Source organism: Synechococcus sp. H55.11 (assembly GCF_047462475.1).
Lineage (GTDB): Bacteria > Cyanobacteriota > Cyanobacteriia > Thermostichales > Thermostichaceae > Thermostichus.
In genome coordinates, this window is sequence record NZ_JANSJI010000035.1 from 13,960 (window position 1) to 40,535 (window position 26,576).

The 26,576-nt window shown below is 60.6% G+C and carries 17 protein-coding genes; 9 read left to right on the plus strand and 8 right to left on the minus strand.

Annotated features, from left to right (window positions below):
- Positions 1-168 precede the first annotated feature (168 nt).
- The 5 genes from NW853_RS01410 to psbA all read left to right on the plus strand — a co-directional run bounded on the left by NW853_RS01410 (position 169) and on the right by psbA (position 11,321).
- A complete protein-coding gene (locus NW853_RS01410) occupies positions 169-2,544 on the plus strand; it encodes a phosphoketolase (protein WP_414347300.1) in 2,376 nt (791 codons plus the stop codon).
- A gap of 170 nt (positions 2,545-2,714) precedes the next feature.
- Complete coding sequence (gene mraY / locus NW853_RS01415) at positions 2,715-3,728, plus strand: phospho-N-acetylmuramoyl-pentapeptide-transferase (protein WP_414347323.1); 1,014 nt, start codon at positions 2,715-2,717, stop codon at positions 3,726-3,728.
- 228 nt (positions 3,729-3,956) lie between these two features.
- On the plus strand, positions 3,957-6,563 hold the full coding sequence (locus NW853_RS01420; RefSeq protein ID WP_414333503.1) for a DUF3536 domain-containing protein: 2,607 nt from the start codon (positions 3,957-3,959) through the stop codon (positions 6,561-6,563).
- 139 nt (positions 6,564-6,702) lie between these two features.
- Entirely contained in the window at positions 6,703-9,927 is a 3,225-nt protein-coding gene (gene carB, locus NW853_RS01425; protein ID WP_414347303.1) for a carbamoyl-phosphate synthase large subunit, read from the plus strand.
- Between the two features lie 335 nt (positions 9,928-10,262).
- On the plus strand, positions 10,263-11,321 hold the full coding sequence (gene psbA, locus NW853_RS01430; protein ID WP_414347306.1) for a photosystem II q(b) protein: 1,059 nt from the start codon (positions 10,263-10,265) through the stop codon (positions 11,319-11,321).
- On the opposite strand, the gene NW853_RS01435 is transcribed toward psbA, so the two are convergent.
- The 4 genes from NW853_RS01435 to NW853_RS01450 all read right to left on the minus strand — a co-directional run bounded on the left by NW853_RS01435 (position 11,318) and on the right by NW853_RS01450 (position 15,221).
- Complete coding sequence (locus NW853_RS01435; RefSeq protein WP_414347307.1) at positions 11,318-13,141, minus strand: aspartate kinase; 1,824 nt, start codon at positions 13,139-13,141, stop codon at positions 11,318-11,320. The two genes, psbA and NW853_RS01435, sit on opposite strands and share 4 nt — an antisense overlap.
- Positions 13,142-13,183: 42 nt before the next feature.
- Positions 13,184-14,701 carry a site-2 protease family protein gene (locus NW853_RS01440; RefSeq protein WP_414347309.1) on the minus strand — a complete coding sequence of 506 codons (1,518 nt, stop codon included), beginning with the start codon at positions 14,699-14,701 and terminating at the stop codon, positions 13,184-13,186.
- A gap of 83 nt (positions 14,702-14,784) precedes the next feature.
- Entirely contained in the window at positions 14,785-14,955 is a 171-nt protein-coding gene (locus NW853_RS01445; RefSeq protein WP_414335643.1) for a PCP reductase family protein, read from the minus strand.
- Positions 14,956-14,966: 11 nt separating this feature from the next.
- Positions 14,967-15,221: a DUF751 family protein gene (locus tag NW853_RS01450; RefSeq protein WP_414335641.1), complete on the minus strand. Its 255-nt coding sequence runs from the start codon at positions 15,219-15,221 to the stop codon at positions 14,967-14,969.
- A gap of 261 nt (positions 15,222-15,482) precedes the next feature.
- Between NW853_RS01450 and NW853_RS01455 the strand changes: the two genes are divergently transcribed.
- Entirely contained in the window at positions 15,483-16,085 is a 603-nt protein-coding gene (locus tag NW853_RS01455) for a hypothetical protein (RefSeq protein WP_414335640.1), read from the plus strand.
- A gap of 364 nt (positions 16,086-16,449) precedes the next feature.
- Positions 16,450-16,833, plus strand: a complete 384-nt coding sequence (locus NW853_RS01460) for a hypothetical protein (protein ID WP_414335638.1) — start codon at positions 16,450-16,452, stop codon at positions 16,831-16,833.
- A gap of 11 nt (positions 16,834-16,844) precedes the next feature.
- On the opposite strand, the gene NW853_RS01465 is transcribed toward NW853_RS01460, so the two are convergent.
- Positions 16,845-18,755 (minus strand): ABC1 kinase family protein, encoded by a 1,911-nt coding sequence (locus NW853_RS01465; protein WP_414347312.1) that lies wholly within the window; start codon positions 18,753-18,755, stop codon positions 16,845-16,847.
- Positions 18,756-18,998: 243 nt separating this feature from the next.
- On the opposite strand from NW853_RS01465, the gene NW853_RS01470 reads away from it, so the two are divergent.
- Both NW853_RS01470 and NW853_RS01475 read left to right on the plus strand, forming a co-directional pair.
- The gene (locus tag NW853_RS01470) at positions 18,999-19,877 is read left to right on the plus strand and encodes a lysostaphin resistance A-like protein (RefSeq protein WP_414335634.1); all 879 of its coding nucleotides are present in this window, start codon (positions 18,999-19,001) and stop codon (positions 19,875-19,877) included.
- Between the two features lie 262 nt (positions 19,878-20,139).
- Positions 20,140-22,230, plus strand: coding sequence for a caspase family protein (locus NW853_RS01475; protein ID WP_414347315.1), 2,091 nt, complete (start codon positions 20,140-20,142; stop codon positions 22,228-22,230).
- Here the strand turns inward: NW853_RS01475 and NW853_RS01480 are convergent.
- The 3 genes from NW853_RS01480 to NW853_RS01490 all read right to left on the minus strand — a co-directional run bounded on the left by NW853_RS01480 (position 22,227) and on the right by NW853_RS01490 (position 26,401).
- Positions 22,227-22,898, minus strand: a complete 672-nt coding sequence (locus NW853_RS01480) for a DUF1614 domain-containing protein (RefSeq protein ID WP_414347316.1) — start codon at positions 22,896-22,898, stop codon at positions 22,227-22,229. The genes NW853_RS01475 and NW853_RS01480 overlap by 4 nt on opposite strands.
- Before the next feature lie 124 nt (positions 22,899-23,022).
- Positions 23,023-24,645, minus strand: coding sequence for a hypothetical protein (locus NW853_RS01485; RefSeq protein ID WP_414347319.1), 1,623 nt, complete (start codon positions 24,643-24,645; stop codon positions 23,023-23,025).
- 361 nt (positions 24,646-25,006) lie between these two features.
- Positions 25,007-26,401, minus strand: coding sequence for a malic enzyme-like NAD(P)-binding protein (locus NW853_RS01490; protein ID WP_414336179.1), 1,395 nt, complete (start codon positions 26,399-26,401; stop codon positions 25,007-25,009).
- Between the last annotated feature and the right edge of the window lie 175 nt (positions 26,402-26,576).

Sequence of the window (26,576 nt, forward strand, 5' to 3'; positions counted from 1 at the left end):
CCCTCAGGGAGAGTATCTAATGGTCATGGGCAAAATGCTGCAGCTCTACCTAGGCCCGCCCTTGTCAACCCTCACCCCATCTCCCAAATCCAAAGGAATCCCAAGATCCCCAAGCCTACGCCCCAACCTGGCTCACCATGGGAGTAGAGATACCTAGGGGGTACGGCTATGGTTTTGGCAGAACAGCTCTCGACAAAACCGCTGACCGACGACGAACTGTGCAAAATGGACGCCTACTGGCGGGCCGCCAACTACCTGTCGGTGGGGCAGATTTACCTGATGGACAACCCGCTGCTGCGGGAACCCCTCAAGCTGGAGCATGTGAAGCCGCGCCTGCTGGGGCACTGGGGCACCACACCGGGGCTGAATTTTATCTACGTGCATCTCAACCGCATCATCAAGCGGGAAAACCTCAACATCCTCTACATCACCGGCCCCGGCCATGGCGGCCCCGCTCTGGTGGCCAACACGTACCTGGAGGGCACCTACAGCGAGGTGTACCCCAACATCAGCCAAGACGCCGAGGGCATGCGCAAGCTCTTCAAGCAGTTCTCCTTCCCCGGCGGCGTACCCAGCCACGTGGCCCCGGAAACCCCCGGCTCCATCCATGAGGGGGGAGAGCTGGGCTATGCTCTAGCCCACGCCTTTGGGGCGGCCTTCGACAACCCCGATCTGCTGGTGGCCTGTGTAGTCGGGGATGGAGAAGCCGAGACCGGCCCCCTGGCCGCCTCTTGGCACTCCAACAAATTCCTCAACCCCATCCACGACGGGGCGGTGCTGCCGATTCTGCACCTCAACGGCTACAAGATCGCCAACCCGACGATCCTGGCCCGCCTCAGCCGTGAAGAGCTGCAAAGCCTGTTTGTGGGCTATGGCTACAAGCCCTACTTTGTCGAAGGCTCCGAGCCAGCCCAGATGCACCAGTTGATGGCCGCCACTTTGGACACGGTGATCCACGAGATTCAAGAAATCCAGCAGCACGCCCGCAGCAAAGGGGATCCTACCCGTCTGCAGTGGCCGATGATCATCCTGCGCACCCCCAAAGGCTGGACGGGCCCCAAAGAGGTGGACGGCAAAAAAGTAGAGGATTTCTGGCGCTCCCACCAGGTGCCACTGGCGGATCTGGCCAAGAACCCGGAGCACCTCAAGCTCCTGGAAGAGTGGATGCGCAGCTACAAGCCAGAAGAGCTCTTCGACGAAAACGGCCGTTTGCGGCCCGAGCTGCAAGAGCTGGCCCCCAAAGGGGAAAAACGCATGGGCGCCCTGCCCCACGCCAACGGCGGCCTGCTGACGCGGGAGCTGAAAATGCCGGACTTCCGCCGCTACGCCGTAGACGTACCCCACCCCGGCACCCTCGAAGCCGAAGCCACGAAGGTGCTGGGACAGTTTTTGCGAGATGTAATGAAGCTCAACCCCCACAACTTCCGCCTCTTCGGCCCCGACGAAACTGCATCCAACCGTCTGAACGCCGTGTTTGAGGCCAGCGACCGCACCTGGGTGGCCCCTATCTACGACTACGACGAGCACCTCTCCCCCGATGGGCGGGTGATGGAGATCTTGAGCGAGCACGTCTGTCAGGGCTGGCTGGAGGGCTACCTGTTGACAGGCCGCCACGGCTTCTTCTCCTGCTACGAAGCCTTCATCCACCTGGTGGACTCCATGTTCAACCAGCACGCCAAGTGGCTGAAAACCACCCGACACATCCCTTGGCGGCGGCCCATTCCCTCCCTCAACTACCTGCTCACCTCCCACGTGTGGCGGCAGGATCACAACGGCTTCAGCCACCAGGATCCCGGCTTTTTGGATCACGTGGTCAACAAAAAAGCCGAAATCATCCGCGTCTATCTGCCCCCGGATGCCAACACCCTGCTCTCGGTGGCCGACCACTGCCTGCGCAGCCGCCACTACGTCAACGTGATCGTGGCAGGGAAACAGCCGGCCCTGCAGTATCTGGACATGGATGCCGCCATCAAGCACTGCACCCAGGGCCTGGGGATCTGGGAGTGGGCCAGCAACGACCAGGGCTCCGAGCCGGATGTGGTGATGGCCTGCTGCGGCGATGTGCCGACGATGGAAACCCTAGCGGCGGCGGACTTTTTGCGGCAGCACCTGCCGGACATCAAGATCCGGGTGGTGAACGTGGTGAACCTGATGAAGTTGCAGCCGCCCAGCGAACACCCCCACGGCCTCAGCGATGTGGATTACGTCAGTATCTTCACGCCCGATAAGCCCATCGTGTTTGCCTTCCACGGCTACCCCTGGCTGATCCACCGCCTCACCTACCGCCGTCCCAACCACCACAACCTGCACGTGCGCGGCTACAAGGAGGAAGGCACCACCACCACCCCCTTCGACATGTGCGTCCTCAACGAGGTGGATCGCTTCAGCTTGGCGGATGACGTGTTAGACCGGGTGGAGCGCTTCAAATACGAGCGGGCCCACATCAAGCAGATCATTCAGGATAAGCTCGTCGAGCACAAGCAGTACATCCGCGAACATGGGGAGGATCTGCCGGAGGTGCGCAACTGGAAGTGGCCCTACTAGGCGCCCACCGGCCCTTCACCTCTGAGCTTCCGGCAGGATAGAGTTTTCTTGGGCTCCCCTGCCGGAGTTTTTTGAGCGGTTGTGGCGTGTTGGAGGTTGAAGGTGTGAGGGGTTCAGAAAGGACGGATGCGGATACGCTTCCCGATCTGGAAGAGGCGGACTGGGGTGGGATGGCGCTCTCCCTGACTCTGGGCTTGGCCCTCTCGGCCCTGGTGATCGGGATCCGGCCCCAGGTGATCGTCCCCTTTGGATTGAGCGTGTTGGCTTCGGCCTTGCTGGGATCCCTGCTCCTCCCTGCCTTGCGGCGCTGGAAGGCAGGGCAGGTCATCCGCCAAGAGGGGCCCCCGTCCCACCATAAGAAAGCAGGCACGCCGACGATGGGTGGGATCAGCTTTTTGCCTGTGGGGCTGCTGGTGGCCGGGAGCTGGAGCGGCTGGGATCCCCAGTGGCTGGCGGTGGCGCTGCTGGCGCTGGCCTATGGCTTGGTCGGCTGGCTGGACGATTGGCTGGTCATCCGGCAGCGCTCCAACAAGGGGTTGCCCCCCAAAGCGAAGCTTTTGCTCCAGGTGGGGATTGGGCTGGTTTTTTGCGGCTACCTGGCCTGGCAAGGGATCCCTACCGTTCTAACCCTGCCGGGAATAGGCACCCTCTCCCTAGGCTGGCTGTTCTGGCCGCTGGCTTTGTTTGTGTTGGTGGGAACCAACAACGCCGTCAACCTTGCCGACGGCATGGACGGCTTGGCGGCAGGGGTGGTGGCCCTTGTCCTGGCGGGGCTTGGGTTGACAGCAGCGGATTCGGAGTTGGCAGGGCTGGCCTTCGCTCTCAGCGGCGCCTGTCTGGGCTTTCTGGTGCACAACCACCACCGGGCGCGGCTATTTATGGGCGATACCGGCTCCCTGGGCTTGGGGGGCGCTCTGGCAGGGCTGGCGCTGTTGGGGGATCAGCTCTGGGCCCTGGCCTGGATGGGCGCAGTGCTGGTGGCAGAAGCCCTGTCGGTGATCCTGCAGGTGGGCTACTTCCAGTACACCAAACGCAAAACCGGACAAGGCAAACGGCTGCTGCGCATGTCGCCCTTGCACCACCATCTGGAGCTGGGCGGCTGGTCAGAGGTGCAGGTGGTGGGATGCCTCTACGGCATCACGGCGGTGCTGGTGGGTCTGGGCTGGTGGCGCTGGGCAATGTAAGTTGGCGAGCTTGGGTCTGCTCAGGGAAGGGATCCAGCCGCGATCCCTTCTGTTGTGGGAAAAACGCAAAGATTACTGACCGATGTTTGTTACCTGTCAAATTTCTAACTGAATCTTTTACATTCACCGCCGCAGATCGGGGATCGCTGTAACGTATGAATATGAATTTAAGTTAACAGCTCGTCCCCCTGTAACCCAAGTTGGGGGGAGCTTAAGGAGTGTGATCTTATGATGCCGAGTGGCTCCAAGAATTCCGACAGGCCAGCGGCACAGTCAGGCTATGGAGACTCGCCGACCCAGATAGCTCCCTTCTCGGCGGGGGCTGGCGATCGGGCCTCGGCGCGGCCAAGGGCAACTGCTCCCTACGTGGTGTTACACGGCCATTTCTATCAGCCGCCGCGGGAGGATCCCTGGCTTAACCGCATTCAGCGTCAGCCCAGCGCCAGCCCCTTTCACGACTGGAACGAGCGCATTCTGGCGGAGTGTTATCGGCCCAATGCCTTTGCCCGCGTTCTGGATGACCAGGGACGGGTGGTGCGCATTGTCAATAACTATGAATTCCTGAGCTTTAACTTCGGCCCCACCCTCCTCTCTTGGCTGGAGGAGCACGACGTTGAGGTTTACCAGCGCATTTTGGCCGGCGACCGTCTCAGCGCCGAGCGGCTGGAGGGGCATGGCAATGCCATCGCCCAAGTCTACAACCACGTCATCCTGCCGCTGGCCAACGAGCGCGACAAGTACACCCAGATTCGCTGGGGGATTGCCGATTTCCAACACCGTTTTGGGCGCCATCCTCAAGGTATGTGGCTGGCGGAAACCGCCATCGACGCGGCGACGGTTACAGCCTTGGTCGACTGTGGGATCCGCTTCGTCATTTTGGCCCCCAGCCAGGCGCAGCGCGTTCGCCCTTTGGGGCAAACGGAATGGATGGATGTCAGCCAGAACCAGATCGATCCCCGGCGGCCCTACCGCTGCTTTACCCCCGACCGAGAGGGGTACTTGGATATTTTCTTTTTCGACGGCCCCATTTCCCGTGACTTGGGCTTTGGGGATATCGTTTACAGCACCCAGTCGCTGGCGGAGCGGATCCGTTCCGCTCTGCGCCCGGACACCGAGGGGGAAGCCTATCTGGTCAACTGTGCCACCGATGGCGAGACTTTTGGCCACCACAAGCGCGGAGTGGAGCGCACGCTGGCCTATGCCTTTTGCGAGGAATTTCCTCGCCGGGGCTGGCAGGTGGGCAACTACAGCCATTTTCTCAGCCAACATCCCCCCACTTGGGAGGTGCAACTGAAACCGGTCACCGCCTGGAGCTGCGCCCACGGGGTAGGACGTTGGTCGCGCGACTGTGGCTGTGGAGCGGTGGGTGGGTGGCACCAACGCTGGCGGCAACCGTTGCGGGAGGCCCTCAACTGGCTGCGGGATCAGCTTGCCGAGATCTACGAGACGGAAGCCAGAGCCTACCTGCGGGATCCCTGGCTGGCGCGGGATCACTACATTGAGGTGATCTTGGATCGGGAGCGCTGCGATTCGTTTTTGCGGGAGCATCAGAGCCACCGCCTCAGGGCTGAAGATCAGGTGCAGGTGCTGCGCCTGTTGGAGATGCAGCGCTACAGCCAGTTGATGTTTACCAGTTGTGGCTGGTTTTTTGAGGAGCTATCCCGTCCTGAAGGGGTGCAGATCCTGCGCTATGCGGCACGGGCTATCCAGTTGGCGGCAGCCGTGACGGATGTGAGCCTAGAAGAGGAGTTCCTCAACCGCCTGAGCAAGGCTCCCAGCAACCTCGACCTCTACAAAGACGGCAAGGGGGTCTACTGCGCCTTGGTGCGTCCCACCCTGGTCAGCCCACAGCGGCTGGTGGCCCAGCACGCCATGCTGTCTCTCTTTAACGGCATCCCCCGCTCCCAAGGGTATGGGTTGGATCCAGTGGATCAGGAGCGCCTGACGATAGGGGGATCCACACTGGCCATCGGGCGGGTGAAGCTTACCTTTCCCAGCACCCGCGAAGAGCACGATCTGATCTACGCCATGCTCCACATCGGCGGCTGGGACTTTCAATGTGGCGTTAGGCCGTTTGCCGGGCGGCGCAGCTATGAACAGTTGAAAACCCGCTTGCTGGCCGGATCCCCCAGTCGGGTGGAGATGATCCTGGCTCTGCAAGATCTGTTTGGGCCGGAAACCTTTGACCTCAACGCCCTGAACGACGAAGACCGGCAGCAGATGATGCGCTGGCTTACCCAAGATACCCTAGACCGCCTGGCCCAACTCTATCGCCAAACCTACCTGGACAATTACGGGATCCTGATGGCTTTTCGTGCCGATGGCCTGCCGATCCCGGAAGAATTGTTGGCCGCAGCTCAGATCACCCTCAACCAGCGCCTGTTGAACAGTTTGCGGGCGATGGAAATAGAAGAGGGCAAGCGGGATCACCTGATGGAGTTGCGGGCGATCGCCCGTGAGGCGGAGCAGTTGGGGTGTCAGTTGCGGCGGGAAGAAGCAGCCCGTGTTCTGGATCGGCTCTTGCAGCGGGGGATGTGGCAGCTTGCCCACGCTTTTGAGCTGGAGACTGTTGGCGAACAGCTCCACAACCTGGAAGAGTGGTTGCAATTGGCCGCGGATCTGCGCCTGCCCATTAATCTGGATCGTCTCCAAGAGCTCTACCTGGCGACCCTGGAACGTCAGGTCGGCCCCCGCTGCCCGGCTTGGCCCCCAGAAGAGTGCCGCGACATTTCCGCCGAAAATCTGCACCGCCTCTTACAAGTTGGGCAACGGATTCGGGTCAACGTCAACGCTTGGCTGCGGCACCTACAACCCCAAGAGTTCAGAGCCAAGTGAGTTGCACAGCGGCCTTGCCTGTTTTGTTGGCGAGCGCAGCCAGCCGGGCCAATCCCAAAAAAGAGGGATCCCGACGAGCAACTTGACCTGCAGGTGACCTCCTACAATAGAAGGCTGACTCTGCCACCCCTGGGATCCCATGCCGCGCCGTACCGACATTCACAAGATCTTGCTCATTGGAGCGGGGCCGATCGTCATTGGCCAAGCCTGCGAGTTCGACTACTCCGGCACCCAAGCCTGCAAAGCCTTGCGAGAGGAGGGCTACGAGGTGATCCTGGTCAACTCCAACCCGGCCACCATCATGACGGATCCCAGTATGGCGGATCGCGTCTACATCGAGCCGGTGACGGCGGACTTCGTGGCCCAGATCATCGAGCGGGAGCGCCCCGATGCCCTGCTCCCCACCATGGGGGGACAAACGGCCTTAAATGTGGCCGTGGAACTGGCCCGGCGCGGGATCCTAGACCAGTACGGCGTGGAGCTAATTGGGGCCAAGCGGGAGGCCATCGAAAAGGCCGAGGATCGGGAGCTGTTTAAGCAGGCAATGCAGCGGCTTGGCCTGGCCGTACCGCGGTCAGGGTTGGCCCGCAGCCTGGCCGAAGCCAAGCAAATCGCCCACGAGATCGGCTATCCCCTCATCATCCGCCCCGCCTATACCCTAGGGGGCACGGGCGGCGGCGTGGCCTACAACCAAGAAGAATTTGAAGAGATCTGCGCCGCCGGCCTCGAGGCCAGCCCGGTCTCCCAGATCCTGGTGGAGGAGTCGGTGATTGGCTGGAAGGAGTTTGAGCTGGAGGTGATGCGGGATCTGGCGGACAACGTGGTGATCATCTGCTCGATTGAAAACATCGACCCCATGGGGGTACACACCGGCGACTCCATCACCGTGGCCCCGGCCCAGACCCTTACCGACAAGGAGTACCAGCGGCTGCGGGACTATGCCATCGCCATCATGCGCGAGATCGGGGTGGAAACGGGGGGATCCAACGTGCAGTTTGCCGTCAACCCCGCCAACGGTGAAGTGCGGGTGATTGAGATGAACCCGCGGGTTTCCCGCTCTTCTGCTTTGGCCAGCAAGGCCACCGGCTTCCCCATTGCCAAGATTGCTGCCAAGCTGGCCGTGGGCTACACGCTGCCGGAGCTCCCCAACGACATCACCCGCAAAACTCCGGCCAGCTTCGAGCCCACCCTCGACTACGTGGTCACCAAGATCCCTCGCTTTGCCTTTGAGAAGTTCCCCGGTTCGGAGCCGGTCTTGACCACCCAGATGAGGTCGGTGGGGGAGGCGATGGCCATTGGCCGCACCTTCCAGGAGTCCATCCAGAAGGTGCTGCGCTCTTTGGAGATCGACCGCCCCGGCTTTGGCAGCGACCGGCCAGAAGTCTTCCCCAAGCCGGAGGAAGTGCGGGCCAACCTGCGCACCCCCAACCCCTTTCGCCTCTTGACCATTCGCACCGCCCTGCTCATGGGTTTTTCGGCCCAGGAAATTGCCCAGCTCACCCATATTGATCCCTGGTTCATCGACAAGCTGCAGGAGCTGGTGGAAGTGGAGCAAGCCCTCAAGGGGCGAGAACTGGGATCCCTGAGTGCTGAGGATCTGCGGCACCTCAAGCAAATGGGCTTCAGCGACCGGCAGATCGCCCACCTGACCGGCTCCAGCGAAGCCCAGGTGCGGGATCGCCGTAAGCAACTGGGGGTGATCCCCACCTACAAGACGGTGGACACCTGCGCTGCCGAGTTCGAGGCGACCACCCCCTACCAGTACTCCACCTACGAGAGCGAATCCGAGACCTTCCCCACCGCCAAGCCGAAGGTGATGATCCTGGGGGGCGGCCCCAACCGCATCGGCCAAGGGATCGAATTCGACTACTGCTGCTGCCATGCTGCCTTTGCCCTCAGCCGCCTCGGATATGAGACCATCATGGTCAACTCCAACCCCGAGACGGTTTCCACCGACTATGACACCGCCGATCGCCTCTACTTTGAGCCCCTCACTCACGAAGAGGTGATGAACCTGGTCGAAGCTGAGCAGCCGGTGGGCCTGATCGTGCAGTTTGGCGGCCAAACCCCCCTGAAACTGGCCCAGGGGCTGGCAGCAGCCCAGGCGCCCATCTGGGGCACTTCCCCCGACTCCATCGACATAGCCGAGGATCGCGGGCGCTTCGAGCGCATCTTGCGGGAGCTGGATATTCGCCAACCGGCCAACGGCATTGCCCGCAGCGTGGAAGAAAGCCTGGAAATTGCCCGCCGCATCGGCTACCCGGTGGTGGTGCGGCCCAGCTATGTGCTGGGGGGACGGGCCATGGAGATTGTCTATTCGGATCAAGACCTGCAGCGCTACATGCAACTGGCGGTGGCGGTGGATCCCGACCGTCCCGTGCTGGTGGATCAGTTTTTGGAGGACGCGGTGGAGGTGGACGTAGATGCCATTGCCGACCGCACCGGGGCTGTAACCATTGGCGGGATCCTAGAGCACATCGAGCAGGCCGGGATCCACTCCGGCGATTCCGCCTGCGTCTTGCCCAGCCGCACCCTCAGCCCCGAAGTGCTGCAGGTGATTCGCGACTGGACGGTGAAGCTGGCCCAAGCTCTCAAGGTGGTGGGGCTCATTAACGTGCAATACGCCGTCCAGAAGGAGCAGGTCTACGTCCTGGAGGCCAACCCGCGCGCTTCCCGCACCGTGCCGTTCGTCAGCAAGGCCATTGGCCATCCCCTGGCCGATTATGCCGCCCAGGTGATGAGCGGCAAAACCCTGGCGGAGCTGGGCTTTACCCAGGAGGTGATCCCACCCTACGTGGCTGTCAAGGAGGCGGTGCTGCCGTTTCACAAGTTTCCTGGTACCGACACGCTGCTGGGGCCGGAGATGCGCTCTACCGGTGAGGTGATGGGGATTGACACCGACTTTGGCCGTGCCTTTGCCAAGGCGCAACTGGCTGCTGGCCAAAACCTGCCCCTAGGGGGCACGGTGTTCATCAGCGTCAGCGATCGCGACAAGCAGGCCGTGATCCCGGTGGCCCAAGAGTTTGTCAAGCTGGGCTTTCGTCTGCTGGCCACTGCCGGCACACAAAAAGTTCTGGCCGAGCACGGGATCCCTGTCGAGAAGGTGCTCAAGCTGCACGAGGGCCGGCCCCACGTCATCGACGCCATCAAAAACCACCAGATTCAGCTCCTCGTCAACACCCCTTCCGGTGTCGAGGCGCAGCAAGATGGCCAAAAGATCCGCCGCACTGCCCTGGCCTACAAGATCCCTTTGGTTACTACTCTGGCCGGGGCCAAAGCCACTGCCGCCGCCATCCGGGCTCTACAGTTGGGATCCCTGCAGGTGAAGTCCCTGCAGGAGTTTCACGCCGAAATTGGACGATAGCTCTCAACCTTCTTGGGTTACCTTTCTGAAGAAATTCTTAAGACCTTCACCTTAAGAAACTCCGAAGTTCTCGGCTGAAGAAAGTGGCTTTGCCTGCTCAGGAAAAGCCGAGACCGAAGCATCAAAATCGCAACACTGATTTGCCTATTTGTATCGATAAATCAATTTGTTTCACATTCTGGCTGCGCAAGTTAGGGATCCCTGTCGGCATCCCGAAAACTGTCTAGTTTGGAAGAAGGCTCCCTCAGGCCAGGCCTTGTCGAGCGCTCTCCTGACGTCGGTTCGGCAAACCCAAGAGAGAGGGGGCTTTGCTGAAATTTTCTAGGAGTTGGCCTATGAGTACGGTCATTCGTCGCTCCGCTGCTGCGCGGCGGCTGTGGAGTTGGAGTAGTTTTTGTCAGTGGATCACCAGCACCGAAAACCGGCTTTACATTGGCTGGTTTGGCGTATTGATGATCCCAACGTTGTTGGCGGCAGCCTTTTGTTTTGTAATTGCCTTCATTGCCGCGCCGCCGGTGGATATGGACGGGATCCGCGAGCCGGTGATTGGCTCTTTGTTGGGGGGCAACAACCTTATTTCTGCAGCGGTGGTGCCCACCTCAGCCGCCATTGCCCTGCACTTTTACCCCATCTGGGAAGCCGCCTCTTTGGATGAGTGGCTCTACAACGGCGGCCCCTACCAGCTCATCGTGCTCCACTTTCTCATTGGGGTGTGGTGCTACCTTGGCCGGCAGTGGGAGTTGAGCTACCGGCTGGGCATGCGCCCCTGGATTGCGGTGGCCTTTTCTGCGCCGGCGGCTGCCGCTACAGCGGTGCTCTTGGTCTACCCCATTGGCCAGGGCAGCTTCTCGGAAGGGCTGCCGCTGGGGATTGCCGGCACCTTCCACTTCATGCTGGCCTTCCAGGCGGAACACAACATCTTGATGCACCCCACCAGTTGGCTGGGGGTAGCCGGGGTGTTTGGCGGCGCCCTGCTGGCTTCCCTGCACGGCTCCCTAGTGATGTCTAGCCTGATCCGGGAGACTTCGGAAGAGGAGTCGGCCAATGCCGGCTACCGCTTCGGCCAAGAAGAAGTCACCTACAACTTCCTGGCCGGCCACTACGCCTTCTTGGGGCGGCTGGGGATCCCCGGCCTTGGCTGGCGCAACAGCCGCTCCGTTCACTTCTGGATGGCGGCCCTGCCGACCGTAGGGATTTGGGCGGCAGCCATTGGCATTGGGATGATGGCCTTTAACCTCAACGGCTTTAACTTCAACCAGTCCATCCTGGACGGCCAGGGCCGGTTCATCCCCACCTACGCCGACCTGGTCAACCGCGCCAACCTGGGGATCCAGGCCATGCACGCCCCCAACGCCCACAACTTCCCCCTGCTGTTGGCAGCCAAAGCCGACTAGGCTCGGTCGAGTTCAAAGGCGCGGTGGGCAGCTTGCAGAGCGTGGATTCCCTGCTCCTGTCGCACCACGCAGCTTACCTTGATCTCCGAGGTGGCGATCATCTCGATGTTGATCCCGGCGTCGGCCAAGGCAGCAAAAAAGTGCGCCGCCACGCCGGGATAAATTTCCATCCCGGCACCGACGATGCTCACCTTAGCGATGTCGTGGTCGGCTTCGACCCCCGCCGCCTGCAGTTCCTCGGCCACCTGCCGGCACACGGCCTCAGCCGCCCTGGCCTGATCCTGAGGCACCGTAAAGGCGATGTCGTTACTGGGGATGCCGTTGTGGTAGCCCCGCTGGCTTTGGATGATGGTGTCCACGATAATCCCGGCCTCGGCCAGGCGTCCGAACAGATGGGCAGCCGTCCCCGGACGATCCGGCACCTTGCGGATGCCCAGCCGCGACTGCTTCAGATCCAGGGCAACGCCCCGCACCGGGTGGTCGCTGGGGAGGGGATCCCGGCCAGGGGCTGCCGTGACCCGATGCAAATGGGGAATCACCTGAAACGCCTCCCCCAGCGCCAGGGCGGCCTCCCCAGCCCGCTCGGCAGCCACCACACAGCTCACCTTGATCTCCGACATGGAGATCATTTGGAGATTGATCCCGGCTTCCGCCAGCACTCGAAACATCTCGGCGGCAATGCCCGGGCGACCCATCATCCCCACCCCGGCAATGCTGACCTTGGCCACCGCCTCCTCGACGAGGACTTCCCTACACCCCAGCTCCTGGCCCACCTGCCGCGCCACGGCTGCCGCCTGGGCTGCCTGCGCCCGGCTGACGGTAAAGGCAATGTCGTTGGTAGGGGATCCCTCGGCTGCACTGAGGTGGAGCGACTGCAGGATTAAATCGACGTTGATCCCGGCTGCCGCAATTTCCTGGAACAGTTGGGCGGCAATGCCCGGACGATCCGGCACTCCCACCAGCACCACCTTGGCCTGATCCCGATCCAGCTCCACCGTATCCACTGCCCGGCCCAGCTCAATGCTGCTATCGGCGGGGCGAGGACGGGGAGGAGGAGAAAGAATGAGGGTGCCCTCGGATCCCGCCTGCAAGGGCTCCAGGCTGGAGCGCACCCGCAGCTTGACGCCGTAGTTGCGGGCAATCTCCACCGAGCGGGGGTGGAGCACCTGCGCTCCCAGGCTGGCCAGCTCCAGCATCTCGTCGGCGGTAATCTCTGGCAACAGCCTGGCCTCGGGTACCTTGCGCGGGTCGGTGGTGAAGATCCCCGGCACATCGGTGTAGATCTCGCACAGCTCTGCCCCCAAAGCCACCGCCAAGGCCACCGCCGTGGTGTCGGATCCCCCCCGCCCCAGGGTGGTGATCTCCAGCTCCGCCGGGCTGGTGATGCCCTGAAAGCCGGCCACCACCACCACCTCTCCCCGCTCCAAGTGCTGCCAGAGGCGGTCGGTGTGGATGTGCAAAATGCGGGCCCGGCTGTGATCCCGGGTGGTGACAATGCCCACCTGGGTCGCCGTCAGCGAAACGGCAGGGCAGCCCAAGCGCTGCAGCGCCAAGGCCAGCAGGGCAATGCTCACCTGCTCGCCAGTGGAAAGAAGCATGTCCCACTCCCGCAACTGGGCCGGCGTGGTCGGGGATCCCTGCAAGATCTGCTCCGCCAGCTCCACGAGGCGGTCGGTTTCGTCGCCCATGGCCGAGACGACCACCACCACCCGCTGCCCCTGATCCACCGTGTGGGCTACCCGCTGGGCCACGGCTTGGATGCGCTCGATGGAGCCGACGGAGGTGCCGCCGTATTTCTGGACGATCAGGCTGGGTTCCATGAAAGGAAACGAGGTCGGGGGCGGTTTGGATCCTACCTCGATCTAGGCCAGGCCAAGCCAGCTTTGCAAAAATGGCGGCACCGGCAGCAGGATCAGCACCAGCAGCGTCAGCATCCCCAGCCCCAGCAAATCTCGAGCCTCATCCAGCTCAGTGACGTCGTTGAGGGCCGGCTCGTCGGCGCTGGAGATGACAAACAGCAGCAGCGCCCACAACAACAGCCAGGGCTGCACCGTCAGGGCCAGCAGCAGCACCAGCCAGCGGGCTACCCGCCCCACATTGGCCCCCATCTGCTGCCCGTACACCGCATGGACAATGTGCCCCCCATCCAGTTGGCCCACCGGCACCAGGTTAAAGGCAACCACCACCAGGCCCAGCCAGCCGGCAAAGGCCAGCGGGTGCAGATCGATCACCTGCCCCGGCTGCAACTGATCCCCCAGCACCAGGCGAGCCAGAATTGCCAGCAGCACCGAGAAGCGTGGGTCGATGCGATGGAAGCTGATCGGGGTGGGCTGCCCCTCTGGCACTGCCGGAGGATCCCCAGGCACCGAAAAGACCAGCCCCAGCAGCAGCATCACTAAGGCGACCAGGCTGCCTGCCAGCGGCCCGGCAACGGCAATATCAAACAGCACCTTGCGGTTGGGCACCGGCTCTTTCAACTGGATAAACGCCCCAAAAGTCCCCAACACAAAGGGCACCGGGATGAAGTAGGGCAGCGAGGTTTTGATGCCATGGCGGCGGGCCACCCAATAGCGCATCCACTCATGGGATCCCAGAATGGCCAGGATCCCCACCGCATAGGGCAGCCCCTTCATCAGCGAGGGCAGATGCAGCAGCCGGTCAGGGCTGACCCCAGCCGCCTGGGCCCCAGCACTCAGGGTGGTCCAGAAGGTGAACAGCAGTAGCCCCAGAGCCAGCACAGGCAACTCTCGGCCATCCGCCAGAGAGCGCCGCGCCGCCGGGTTGGGCACCAGGGCAAAAAAAGGCTTGCCGGCAAACCCCTCCTGCAGCACCACCAAGAAGCGTTTGCCAAAAGTGTTTTCTACATTGCGCTGTACCCGCTCATAGGCTTCGGTGGGATCCGCCCGCAAATTGCCCCGGCAGATAATCGCCTGGGGACGGTACTCCACGTTTTGCAAATAAAAAACGTTCCAGGGGAAGCAGTGGTTGAGCTTTTCCCGCGGCACTTCGGAAATGGGGGTGTGGGCAAGAGCCAGCGAGACCGGATCGGCGGCGCTGTCTTCTTCCTCTTCCTCCGGCTCAGATTCTGCAGCCAGAGAAGGATCCCCTTCTGGCGCCTCAGGCCGGGGGTCTGTGGGTCGAATGCCCCCTCGCCGCACCAAGGTCATGCTGATAAAGTAAGAGGTGAGAAAGAGCACCAACATCAGCAACGGGGGCACTTCGTACTGAAGCACCTGCCGCCCCAGCACCCAAACCAAGGGGGGCAGCATCATCACCAGCCACAGGATCCGCCACGGCACCTTGGAGAGGCGGGCCACACTTTTTTGCAGCAGCAGGTAGGTTGCAGAACCCACCAGTGCCAACAGGATCCAATCTGCCATGAGTTGCAAAAAACAGAGGAGAACGCCTCTACCAAGCTAGCGGCAAACCCAATCTCCCTGCTATGGCCAGCAGGAGGGATCCCTCAGGAGCCAAACTTTTGCTTGGCCTGCTCGTAAACTGCCACCGTGATCTTCTGGATCCCGGCTTCGCGGGCAAACTGTTCAATCTTCCTACGGGCAGCCGGACGCACAAAGAAGGGGATTTCTTTAAGGCGCGCCTCTGCTTCTGGCGTCCACTCTATCGCTTCGTCCATCCCCCATGCCCTCAACGCAACATCCACGCCGGCAGGAGAGTGTGCCCTGTCATGCCTCGCAGGGTGAAATAGACAAACAGCAGCAACAGCAGGGATCCCAGTGTAACCAGGGCCGCCGCCGCCGGACTTTTGCGATACAAACCAACAAAAGGCTGGAGGCCAGCCCAGATCCCCCCCAGCAAAACGGTAACGAAGTAAGTGGGGTAACGGGAGACATTCTCCACAAATTGGTCTTCCAGTCTGCGGGGAGGCTGCGGTTGTGGCATGAGCGGCTCGAAGCCCAACTCCTTTTTCCTCAGTGTGCCACAGATAGCTGTCGTTGACACACTCCCTCGCCTGAAGCTTGGGTCTCAGTCGCCAGACTACTGGGTTTTTTGAGCGGTTAACCACCCACCCACGCCGTTTGGGTCACCCCCTCCGCAAGGGGAAAGCCTATCATTTCCGCGTATCAGAAAGAACATCCATTTGACAGGGAGTGGTTGGAGCCTAGGGGAGACCGCGTAGATTCAGGAAACCGAGAACCTGATATGGTAGGCGTTATCCTGCCTGCTTTGCCCTTTTGCTCAGCGCGGCCACCCTCTTCTGGACTGATGCGAGAATTGCCCTCTGATGCTTCCAATCGTGCCGGCGTACCGTTTGGGGATCAGACCCTGGCGTTGATGCGTGTCCAGGAAGCCTTGGATCAACTGGAAGCGGCCATTCTCAGCAGCCCTCGCCTGTTCTGGTCTCGCACGCTCATTGAAGAAGAAAGCATTTTGGAGCAGTTGGACTTTATCCGCCTCAACTTGCCAACAGCCCTAGAGGAAGCGGAAGAATTGCTGCGCCAGCGGGATCGGATTTTGGCCGAGGCCAATCGCTATGCCCAAGAAATCGTAGCCATGGCCCAACGCAGAGCCGAGCAGCTTCTCAACGAATCGACCATCCTGCGGCAAGCCCAAGCCCAGGCGGAGCAGTTGTTGCAACAAACCTATCAACAGAGCGAGGAAGTGCGGCGGCAGACACTGCAGGAATCAGAGCGCCTGCAGCGGGAAGCCCACCGTTACGTGGATCAGGTTTTGCAAGACCTGGAGTTGCGGTTGTTGGAATCGTTGCGAGTGATCCGCAACGGGCGGCAAAATCTTCAGGCCTGAGTTCTTGGCTGGGGACTGTCCACTTGTCCATTTTTAAGTCAATATAGGGATAGCATCCAAGCTTGCCTGCCCTGCGGATTCGTGGTAGCCAAACTGGCCTCCGACAGGAAAGACGACGATAAGTCTTGGATGTGCTGGCAGGAACTCGACCCGCTGCAGACTGCTGTTGCGCTGAAGGGATCCTGGCCCTTTGCGCCGGCTTAGAGCAGTTCTTCTTCGCTTACCCAAGAGCACGTGGCACTCTTTTCAGCGATTGCTCCAGAACTGTACCCATCGGGCCACTTTCACAGCGGGCTCGGCCTTTGGCCTGCGAGTTCCGGCTTTGACCCTTGTTGGGAAGCCACTCTGTCGTTTAGGAGATTCTATGCCTAGTGAACCCAAAACCCGTAAGAGCCGTGAAAGTGTCAACCCACGCCCGCGCGACCGTCGCCGTGAAGCTGCCAAAGGCAGCAAAGAGGCAGGTTCAGCCACCGCCCTCTCTCTGCCGAAGTTAATCCAAGAAAATGCCGTGCTCCAATCTCGCAGCCAGTTGTTGTTGATGTACAGTGACTTCCAAACCGAAATGCCCAACGATGGCAAAACCGGTGTGGGCACCTGGCTACAGTCTCGGCTTAAGGAGCACGGCATGCCCAGCCTGATGCGTTTTGGCCCCCGCTCTCGCCCCCAGGTTTTCCGCCGCGATGAATTTCGCGAGTGGATTGCGCTGGCTCTGACCTCTGTGAACCCTCAAGGCGATACTGCCCCCTGAAGGCAGCCGAGCTAGGCCGTGAGGGGAAGTTGAGCAGTACGTTCAGAGGCTGACGGCCCAGGGATCCCGTTGCGGGAAGAGGGTGAACTGGGCTTTTCTACATCCGGCAGCAGCAGGTCCCGAATGAGGCGGGCTGCCGAGCGTTGCAACCAGCGGGAGGCCAATTGCCGGCCCAGTTGTTGGGCTTCCGGCTTGGCGGCCACTTTGGCGACGATGGGCAGAAGCTGCAGCGGCTGAAAGGTCGGGTTGCGGCTGAGGAGTTCCCACAGACGCTGCAAATGAGCCAAGCCGTCTGAGGTGCCGTTCCCTGAGCTGGAGAACAGCACATCCACCAGGCGCTCCCGCAGGAAAGCCCCCCGCTCAGAAAAGATAAACTCGACGGCTTTTTCTAGGGATCCCTGCAGGTCAAAATCTTCGCTGTTGGCGGCGTTGCGCAGCAGGTTCTCCAGGCGGTTCCAGCGAAATTGCCCTTGGTTAAACAGCAGCTCCCGCAGGGAGGTGCGCAGCTCTGGGGCCGGGTCGGTGAGCAGGCGCTGGGCCACATAGGGATAGGCCACACTCAACACTTTGAAGTTGGGATCCAAGCCGATGGCGATCCCCTCCAGGGTAAGCAAAGAGCGGATGATCAGGGCGTAGTAGGCGGGCACGCGGAAGGGAAAATCGTACATCACCCCCGAGAGCCTATCCGTGATGCTTTTAAAATTCAGCTCGGCCACGGAGCTGCCCAGGGCCTCGGCAAAGACAGCCTCCAAAGCGGGGATGATGGGGGTGAGATCCGTGTCGGGATCCAGAAACTCCAGATCCACGTAGTCCTGGGCCAAGGCGACAAAATCCCGGTTCACCAAATGGACAATGGCCTTGATCAGGCCGTAGCGCTGGTGGGGCTGGATGGTGCTCATCATGCCGAAATCGATGTAGGCCAGCCGCCCGTCGTACATGGCCAAGAGGTTGCCTGGGTGGGGGTCAGCGTGGAAAAAGCCATGCTCCAAAAGCTGCTTAAGGGAGCAGTTGACCCCGATCTCGATCAGGTGCCGCCCGTCCAGCCCTGCGGCAGTGATTTTGTCGAGCTGGGTCAGCTTGATGCCGTCGATCCACTCCATCGTCAGCACTTTGGTGCGGGTGTACTCCCAGTAAATTTTGGGGGCGTAGATGGAGGGGTGGCGGTACAGCTCCAGGAAGCGCTCGGCGTTGCGGCCTTCCTGGGTGTAGTCCATCTCTTCGTACAGCCGCCCGGCGAATTCATCGACAATGCCCACCAAGTCGCTGCGGATGCGGCGGAAGGTGCGCTTGGCCCAGGCGGCCAGGCTGCGGATGATGTACATGTCGAGGGAGATGCGCCCGATCAAATCGGGCCGCTGCACCTTGACGGCAACTTTCTCGCCCGTGTGCAGATAGGCTTGGTAAACCTGCCCCAGGCTGGCGGCGGCAATCGGCTCGGAGCTGATTTCTCGAAAGATTTTGTCTGTGGGTTGGCCGATCTCCGACTCGATGAGGGCAAAAGCAACGGCATTCTCGAAGGGGGGCAGCTCATCCTGAAGCTTGGCCAGTTCCTCTAAAAACAGGGGCGAAACCAGATCGGGACGGGTGGAGAGGGCTTGGCCGATTTTGATGGCCGTCGGCCCCAATTGCGTGAGGATCTCCCGCAGTCGAATCGCGTGTTGGGGGCGATGCTTCTGCTCCACTCCTCGCCAGCGATCCCAAAACACCCAGGCCAACAAGCCCAAAAAGGGGGTGATCAACTGAAAGAGACGCCCCAGCACCAGATCCCAGCGCCCCCGATATTGCCTGGCCAATTGCTCTGGGTCGTAGCGCAGGCTTGACTGCGAAACCGACCCTGGCGGGATGGGCAAAGCCGGAGAACCTGCCGCCGCGGAACCCAAGTTATGCTGTCTCGCTGCTGGTGTTGACAGTGTTACGCCCATAGAAACCCCAACGGATCCCGTAACACATCTTAACTTGCTGACTCAACCTAGCGACTCTTGGAGGCAGCCACCGGCTCGCTGCATCAGATGGATGGTTATTGCAAATCAGGTTAAGACACTCCCCAAGCGCTTTGCGCCGCTTCCCTCACCCCCGGCTCCTCCCCAAAAGGGAGAGGGGAGTTGACAGCGGCTCACCTGGGGGTGAGCTGTCACTAGAATGGGAAAATTGCAACAGCTGCCTTTGTGTCTGGATCCCGCACGCTACCGCCTGCTGAGCCGAGTTTAACTGGGTTTGCAGCCCTCAAGGCGCGGCATCTGCTGTTGGCCTTCGTGTTGATCAACCTGGGTGTAGGTTTGGGAGCTATCGCTTTGGCCAAACTGTTGCATCTCCCCTCGGACGACCCGCTGCTGGCCTACCTTATCTATTGCTCTACCTTCGTCATCACCTGTATTTGGAGCTGGCGACGGGGGCAGCAGGCCCATTTGCAGATGAGGCGGCTGTGGGGCAACTGGCGGGCTGCTGTTCCCTGGGGATCCCTGCTGCGGGTGGTGTTGGCTTTGGTGGTGCTCTCCACGGGCACAACTTTGTTGATGCTCTACCTGGTGTCGCTGCCTGCACCGGAGCTGGCGGAGTCAATGCTCCACTCGCTGGGGGAAAAGGATAGGGAAATGCCCTGGCCGCAGGTGTATCAAGGGTTACGCTGGCTCTCGATTGTGGTGGTGGCCCCCATAACGGAGGAGTGGCTATTTCGCGGCATTTTGCTCCACCGCTGGGGCCTCAAGTGGGGTCTCTCCAGGGGGCTGCTGGCTTCCTCCATTGTCTTTGGCCTGCTGCACCCCAACCCGATCGGGCTGACGGTATTCGGCTTGGTGATGGGCCTGTTCTACCTGCAAACTCGCTCCCTCAGCTTGCCTGTCCTGGCTCATGCCTTGAACAATCTCCTAGCCTTGGCGCTGGGATCCTGGGCAGGCGAGGGAATGGAGCAAGCCGATCCGATCGGGGTTTTTCACCTCTACTCCGGCCTGGTTTGTCTGGTTGTGTCTGGGTTCATTTTGGTTCCTTTCGTTCGCTTTCATTGGCCAAAGCGTGGGGCTCGCTTGCCCTATTTCCTGAACTGCTGAGTGTGGATCTCCGTGCATTTCTACCTTGATTTCCCCCTTGCCTGACAGGTGAGCGCTGCTGTGGAGTCTCCTGTGAGAATGGCGGAGACTTTGATAAGGAATGCAAAAAAAACGCCGAAAACTGTTACTCGATCCCGCGAAAAAGCCACGGGGATAGGGATATCCTGAAATAGGCAGCAATAGATTCCCGTGCAAAGTTTAGCTGTGGCTCGCTCGCCGATTGGGTGGCCGTTGGGCCAGTGGGTCAACCCAGAGGGGCAACATGGAAAGGCGGTCTTTTCTGCAAACATTGATCCTGGTTGCTGCCAGCCTTGGCCTCTCCCCTGGCTGGTTGGCGGGTCAGGCTGAGCGCTATGGCCAAGCTTTGGCGGCTGGCTCCCGCAAGTTGGCTCTCTTGATAGGTATTAACCGCTACCCTGGTGAGGGATCCGCGCTACAGGGCTGTGTGACCGATGTGGAGCTGCAGCGGGAGCTGCTCCTGAATCGCTTTGGCTTTGACCCGGCAGAGATTCTCACCCTCACCGATGGGGCCGCCACGCCGAGTGGGATCCAAGCGGCCTTTGCGGAGCACTTGGGGGGTTCAAGTCAGGCGGCGGAAACAGTGGTCGTGCAGTTCAGCGGCTACGGCCAGTGGCGGGCGGGATCGGCGCCAGGCCAGTGGCAGCCGGTGCTGCTGTTGTCTGGCTCTGAAGGAATGGCGGCGATGGAGCTAGACAGCTTTTTCCGGCTTTTGGAAGGCTTGGGTACCGCCCAGATCACCACTTTGTTGGACTGTGGCTTCACCCATATCTCGCCGTCGGTGCGAGGCAATTTGCAACTGCGTTCCCGCCCCCCAGCCGGGAAAGGAGCAGGATCTGCCGCCTCAGACTCCTCGGAACTGCAGCGGGTTTGGCCGTCTCCGCCCAAGGGCTTGTTGATTGCCGCCACCACTCCCCAAGACTTGGCAGCAGAAGCCGCTTGGCCAGGATTCTACGCTGGAGTACTCACCTATCTGCTGACGCAGTACCTGTGGGAAAGCACACCTGCCACCCGCCTGCTGGTGGCCTTCAACCAAGTGGCCAGCCGGCGGGAGCTGGGCCTGTTTGCCTGTCAGCGCCCCATCTTGGAGGGCAAAGAAACGGCTCGACGCATCCCGCCCTACTTCCTCACCCCCCCTCAGGTGGCAGTCAGCGGCGTGATCCAGGAAGTGAAGGGGAATCGGGCTCAGGTGTGGCTGGGTGGGATCCCACCGGCGGCGCTGGGTGGTCTGCAGCCGGGTACTCTTTTGGCTCCCCTTTCCACCGCCTCGTCGGTGCCGCTGCTGATTCGTTCTCGCAGCGGGCTGTTGGCCCAGGTGCAGCCGGCCAACGGGGAAGGTCAATTTCCTCCCGTGGGCACGCTGGTGCGGGAGCAGTTGCGCAGCCTCTCCAGCAGCCTCAAGCTTTTGGTGGGTCTGGAAGACAACTTGGGCCGCGTTGAAAAAGTGGATCTGACCAACGCCATTGCCGGCCATAGCTGGATGGAGACGGCTAACCCGCGCGAGCGCCAGGTGGATTGCCTGCTAGGGCGCATCACCCCAGAAATGGCCGCCGCCTTTCAAGCAGACGCTCTGCCCAAGCCTTTGGAAGTCAACGGCTACAGCCTCTTTTGGCCGGGGCGAGAATTGCTGCTCAATTCCTGCGGGCCGGCTGGGGAAGCTGCAGCTACGGCGGTACAGCGGCTGGTGCCTCGTCTGGCCCATCTGCTGGCGGCCAAGCGCCTGCGGACTACCCTCAACGCCGCGATCTCGCCGCTGGCGGTGGTGGGGGAATTGTCCACCAGAAGTAAAGCCCCCTTGCGGGGGTCACGGCTTGCCCAAGGGGCTGCTGCCGAGCCAGGCATACTACGCTTTATGCGCGGGGATCTCTTGCATCTCACCCTGCGCAACGAAGGCGAGCAGGATCTGTTCGGCTACCTGTTGATGGTCGATTCCAGCGGGCAACTGCACCTGTTGGCTCCCGTGCCCCAGGAGGACTTTGCCCTGCCACTGCGTCTAGAGGCCAAGGGCAGCCTGACTTTGCCACCCCTGCCTGAGGTGGCCGGTGAGTCGCGCTCTGCCGTCAATCCCGATCTGCTCACCTGCCATGCCCAGGGGCTGACCGAGCTATTGTTTGTGGCCAGTACTCGCCCCTTGTCGGCCAGCTTGGAAGCCCTCAAAACCATGGTCCGTCAGCAGGGGATAACCCGTTCGCCGATGTTGCTCAGCAAACCGCTGGAGTGGACGCAGATGCTGCTAGAAGAGCTGACCCGTCGTCCGCCAGAAGGGGATCCCGACCTGCGCTGGCTGGATCCCAGCCAGGCTGTTACCCTTTCCCTCACCTATTTGCTGGTTTAGCTCAGCAGCAGGGCAAACAGGCCACAGAGGGCAATGCCGTCGAAAACGCCGGCCCCGCCAATGCTGAGAATGCCCGAGCAATTGCGCCGCAACACTTCCGGCAGGTGCAGCAGATCGGCTCCAATCACCGTGCCCAAAACCCCGCCGGCAAAGGCCACCGCCGGCGCCTGATCCCCCGCCCAGAATAGAGCGGCTAGGGCTGCCGTGGCCGGGGCAATCAGAGGATTCATCTGAATGCCGATCCCGGGCACCACGTGGGAAGCGTAGTAGCTAACCACCGTTACCAGTGCCGTTACGGCCAGGATCAACAGCCCATCAGCCCGCCCAAATTGGTACAGGGCCAAGAGCACCGGGATCAGCCCTCCACCCACGTTGAGGGCAACCACCGTCTCCTGAGAGATCTTGGCCAACGGGATCCCCCAAAATTGCCGCATCCACAGGCTGGCCAGGTCTTCTACTAGGGTTACCTCGCACTTGACGCGGTAGAGAGGAATATTGACCGAGCTGCCCACCAAGATGGCCAGCAGCAGCAACAGCGCCCCCTCCCGCGAGAACCCCAGCTTCCCCACCGCCAGCGCCACCACGTCCACCGCTAGCCCCAGCCAGAGGAAGGGCAGCAGCAGCACCAGCATGAAAAACAGCAACAGCGAGAACGGTAGGTAGAACATGGCAGGGATCCCAGGCTTTCCTCCAGCCTATCAGGACTCCGTCTAACTTTTCTTGGCCTCAGAGGGCAAGTAAGAAGTTAGGTTTGCAACTACAGATCATTTGCCTGAGGCGCCTCAAGATTGTCTAGAGACCAAAAATAGTGTTGCGGATATCCCGAGAAATGCTGTGGCCGGCCTCCCGATCGCTAGGGGTTTTGGACAGGCTAATTTGGTAGCGTCTATCCCCGTGAAAGCAAATCCTGACATGATTATCTTCCGCGATGACCTCAAAACCAAGCTCTTCCAACCTTTTTCTGTAATAATCACTCCACCCATTATAGTCTGAAGACAAGTTGTCTACAGATTCCCTAATTCTCCGACGATGATCATCACCCTCGTTTGCTTCGTTATTCTCAACCAAGTTTCTAAGTATATGCTGGACTCTGCTCCCTTCGTGTACGTTATTAATTTTCTCTCTCAGGATTTCTAAAATAAAACTCTTAGCTTCTTGTGGGTAAAACTCCTTCTCGGTTATTTTCAAGACTATATCTATTTCCGACGGCTCGTACCTTGTATAATGCCCTCTTCCCTGGAGAATTGTAGACAGAGTCTTTTCATAACCTTCTATGCCAGTCTTCAGCGTCTTTATTTCCTCATCCCTTTGTTGAAGCTGTAGTCTCAGCTCTGTAATCTCGTCTGCGTCTGCATGGAACTGCTCCGCACGCAGCCTCTCTATCTCTGCTTGGAGACTTCGCACTTGCCGATCTTTGTCTTGGAGCTGTTGCAAAAGCTGACGCCGCTCGGCCAACTGGGCCTCAAGTTCTTGGAGCCGCCTGTTTCTTCGCTGAAGCTCTTCCCGCAGCCTAGAAAGTTCTTTCTCGCCTTCCTCAATTTGCCAGCGGAGCTCCTCGATTCTTTGCTCCCGGCGGCGGAGCTCTTCTTGCAAGCGCTGTTGCTCGGCCAGCTGCGCTTCCAGATCTTGGACTTGCTTGCTGCTCTGCTGAAGCTGGGTTTGGAGCTCTGTCAGTTCCGCTTGCCGGTTCTGCAGCTTCTCGTCCCTCTCCTGGACTTGCCGGGACAAGTCTCCGACGAGACCCTGCCATCTTTGAATTTCTTCCTCCTTCCGCGCAGACCGATTCTGTAGCTCTTCAATCTCTGCTTGGAGGCTTTGCACTCGCCGATCTTTGTCTTGGAGCTGTTGCAAAAGCTGACGCCGCTCGGCCAACTGGGCCTCAAGTTCTTGGAGCCGCCTGTTTCTTCGCTGAAGCTCTTCCCGCAGCCTAGAAAGTTCTTTCTCGCCTTCCTCAATTTGCCAGCGGAGCTCCTCGATTCTTTGCTCCCGGCGGCGGAGCTCTTCTTGCAAGCGCTGTTGCTCGGCCAGCTGCGCTTCCAGATCTTGGACTTGCTTGCTGCTCTGCTGAAGCTGGGTTTGGAGCTCTGTCAGTTCCGCTTGCCGGTTCTGCAGCTTCTCGTCCCTCTCCTGGACTTGCCGGGACAAGTCTCCGACGAGACCCTGCCATCTTTGAATTTCTTCCTCCTTCCGCGCAGACTGGTCCTGTAGCCCTTCAATCTTTGCTTGGAGGCTTTGCACTCGCCGATCCCTGTCTCGGGCAGAAGACCAAGCAACCCTCGAGGCTACTGCGTTCCCGGCTCCAACCACCAGAGCCACTCTGAGGGCTCTGCCGAGGTCAGACTGAGGCAAAGCGGCAATGCTAGCAGCGGTGAGCGTGGTGACGATGTGGACGCAGAGCGGCTTACGTATATCCATTGGGAGTGCCGAGTGATTAGAAACCTGAAACTCAGGGTAATCGATGAAGTCAGTGACGTCTGCGCAAAATACTACACAAAGAAGGAAGAAAGCTTGAAGGATTGTTAAGTTACGAGGGATCCGAAAAAAGCAGACTTCAACGTTGCCGCATTTGCGGATCCAAAGCGTTCCCCAGGCCAAAGATTGATGCTCGGTATGTTGACATCCTCCCTGCACTGCCAGCTTGCTTCCGCACAGCGCTAGGACGGGTAATTGCTGTCCCGACGGGCTGACGCCTCAGAAGCCTGCGGTCGAGCGGATGCTGCCTTCCACCCGCTTTTGGCGAAGGGGAACCTAGGGCAATAGGCCGCCTGGGCACCCCTCAAGGGATCCCGGCCACTCCCGTTTGGCGGGCAGCCTGAACTACTGCGGCAGCCACCTCAGAGACCACCCGCCCGTCGAAGACCGAGGGGATGATCCACTGGGGATCCAAATCTTCAGGTGGGATCAAATTGGCGATGGCGTGGGCGGCCGCTAGGCACATCTCGGTGTTGATCTGCTTGGCGCGGCAATCCAGAGCGCCGCGAAACACGCCCGGAAAGGCCAGCACATTGTTGATCTGGTTGGGGTAGTCGCTGCGCCCGGTGGCCATCACCGCCACCCGATCGCTCACCAGCTCCGGCTGGATCTCCGGCACCGGGTTGGCCAGGGCAAAGACAATGGGATCCGGCACCATGCTCTCCACCATCTCTGCCGCCAGGGCATTGGCCACGCTCACCCCGATGAACACGTCCACTCCCACCAAAGCCTCTGCCAGGGATCCGCTCTGCTCGACTGCAACTGCCGCCTTTTCTGGGGTGAGGTCGGTGCGGGAGCGGCTGAGGATCCCTTGGCGGTCGCAGACCACAATATGGTTGGCCCCGGCCCGCCGCAACAGTTGCGTGACGGCAATGCCAGCTGCTCCCGCCCCATTGAGCACAATGCGCACCTGATCCAGGCTTTTTTTCACCACCTTCAAAGCATTCAGCAAGGCGGCCAGCACCACAATCGCCGTGCCATGCTGATCGTCGTGGAACACCGGTAGGTTGAGGCGGGCCTTGAGCCGGGATTCAATGGCAAAGCAGCGGGGGGCGCTGATATCCTCCAGGTTAAAGCCGCCAAAGCCGGGAGCCAGGCGCACCACCGTCTCCACGATTTCTTCCACCTCCTGGGTGGCCAGGCACAGAGGGAAGGCATCGATATCGGCAAAGCGCTTGAACAGGGCCGCCTTCCCCTCCATTACCGGCAGAGCGGCCTCCGGCCCGATGTTCCCCAAGCCCAGCACAGCGCTGCCGTCGGTAACAATGCCCACGCAATTGCCCTTGATGGTGTAGTCATAGACGGCGGCGGGGTTGGCGGCAATGTCCAGTGCCACCCTCCCCACCCCCGGTGTGTAGGCCATGGCCAGATCGGCGGCGCTCTCCAGGGGGCTTTTGGCCACCACCTGCAGCTTTCCTCCGCGGTGCAGCTCAAAGGTGCGATCCACCACCCGCTCTACTTTCACATTGGGCAAAGAGGCAACAGCGGCGCGAATTTGCTCGGCATGCTCGCTGCTGACAGCATCCACCGAGATCTCCCGCACCGTCTCTGCAGAGGATTGATAGACGAGGTCGATCTGGCTGAGGCTGCCTCCCACCTCGGCAATAGCCTGGGTGACGCGGGCCAGTGCTCCTGGCTGGTTGGGCAGGCGCAGGCGCAAAGCAATACTGTAGCTGGAGCTGGGGGTGAGTTTCGTCATAGCCTTCTATAGTAGACGAATAGTAAACGAAAAACTGCCTTCAGCAGGGCGAGCCCGTCCAAAACTGAATCCTCTGGTCACTGTCAAATGGCAATCAAACTATGAACTACCCCACCGCGCAGGCGGGTGGGGTTTCCTCACCCGCTTGACAGCAGAGCTTTTGTCTCTTCTTCTG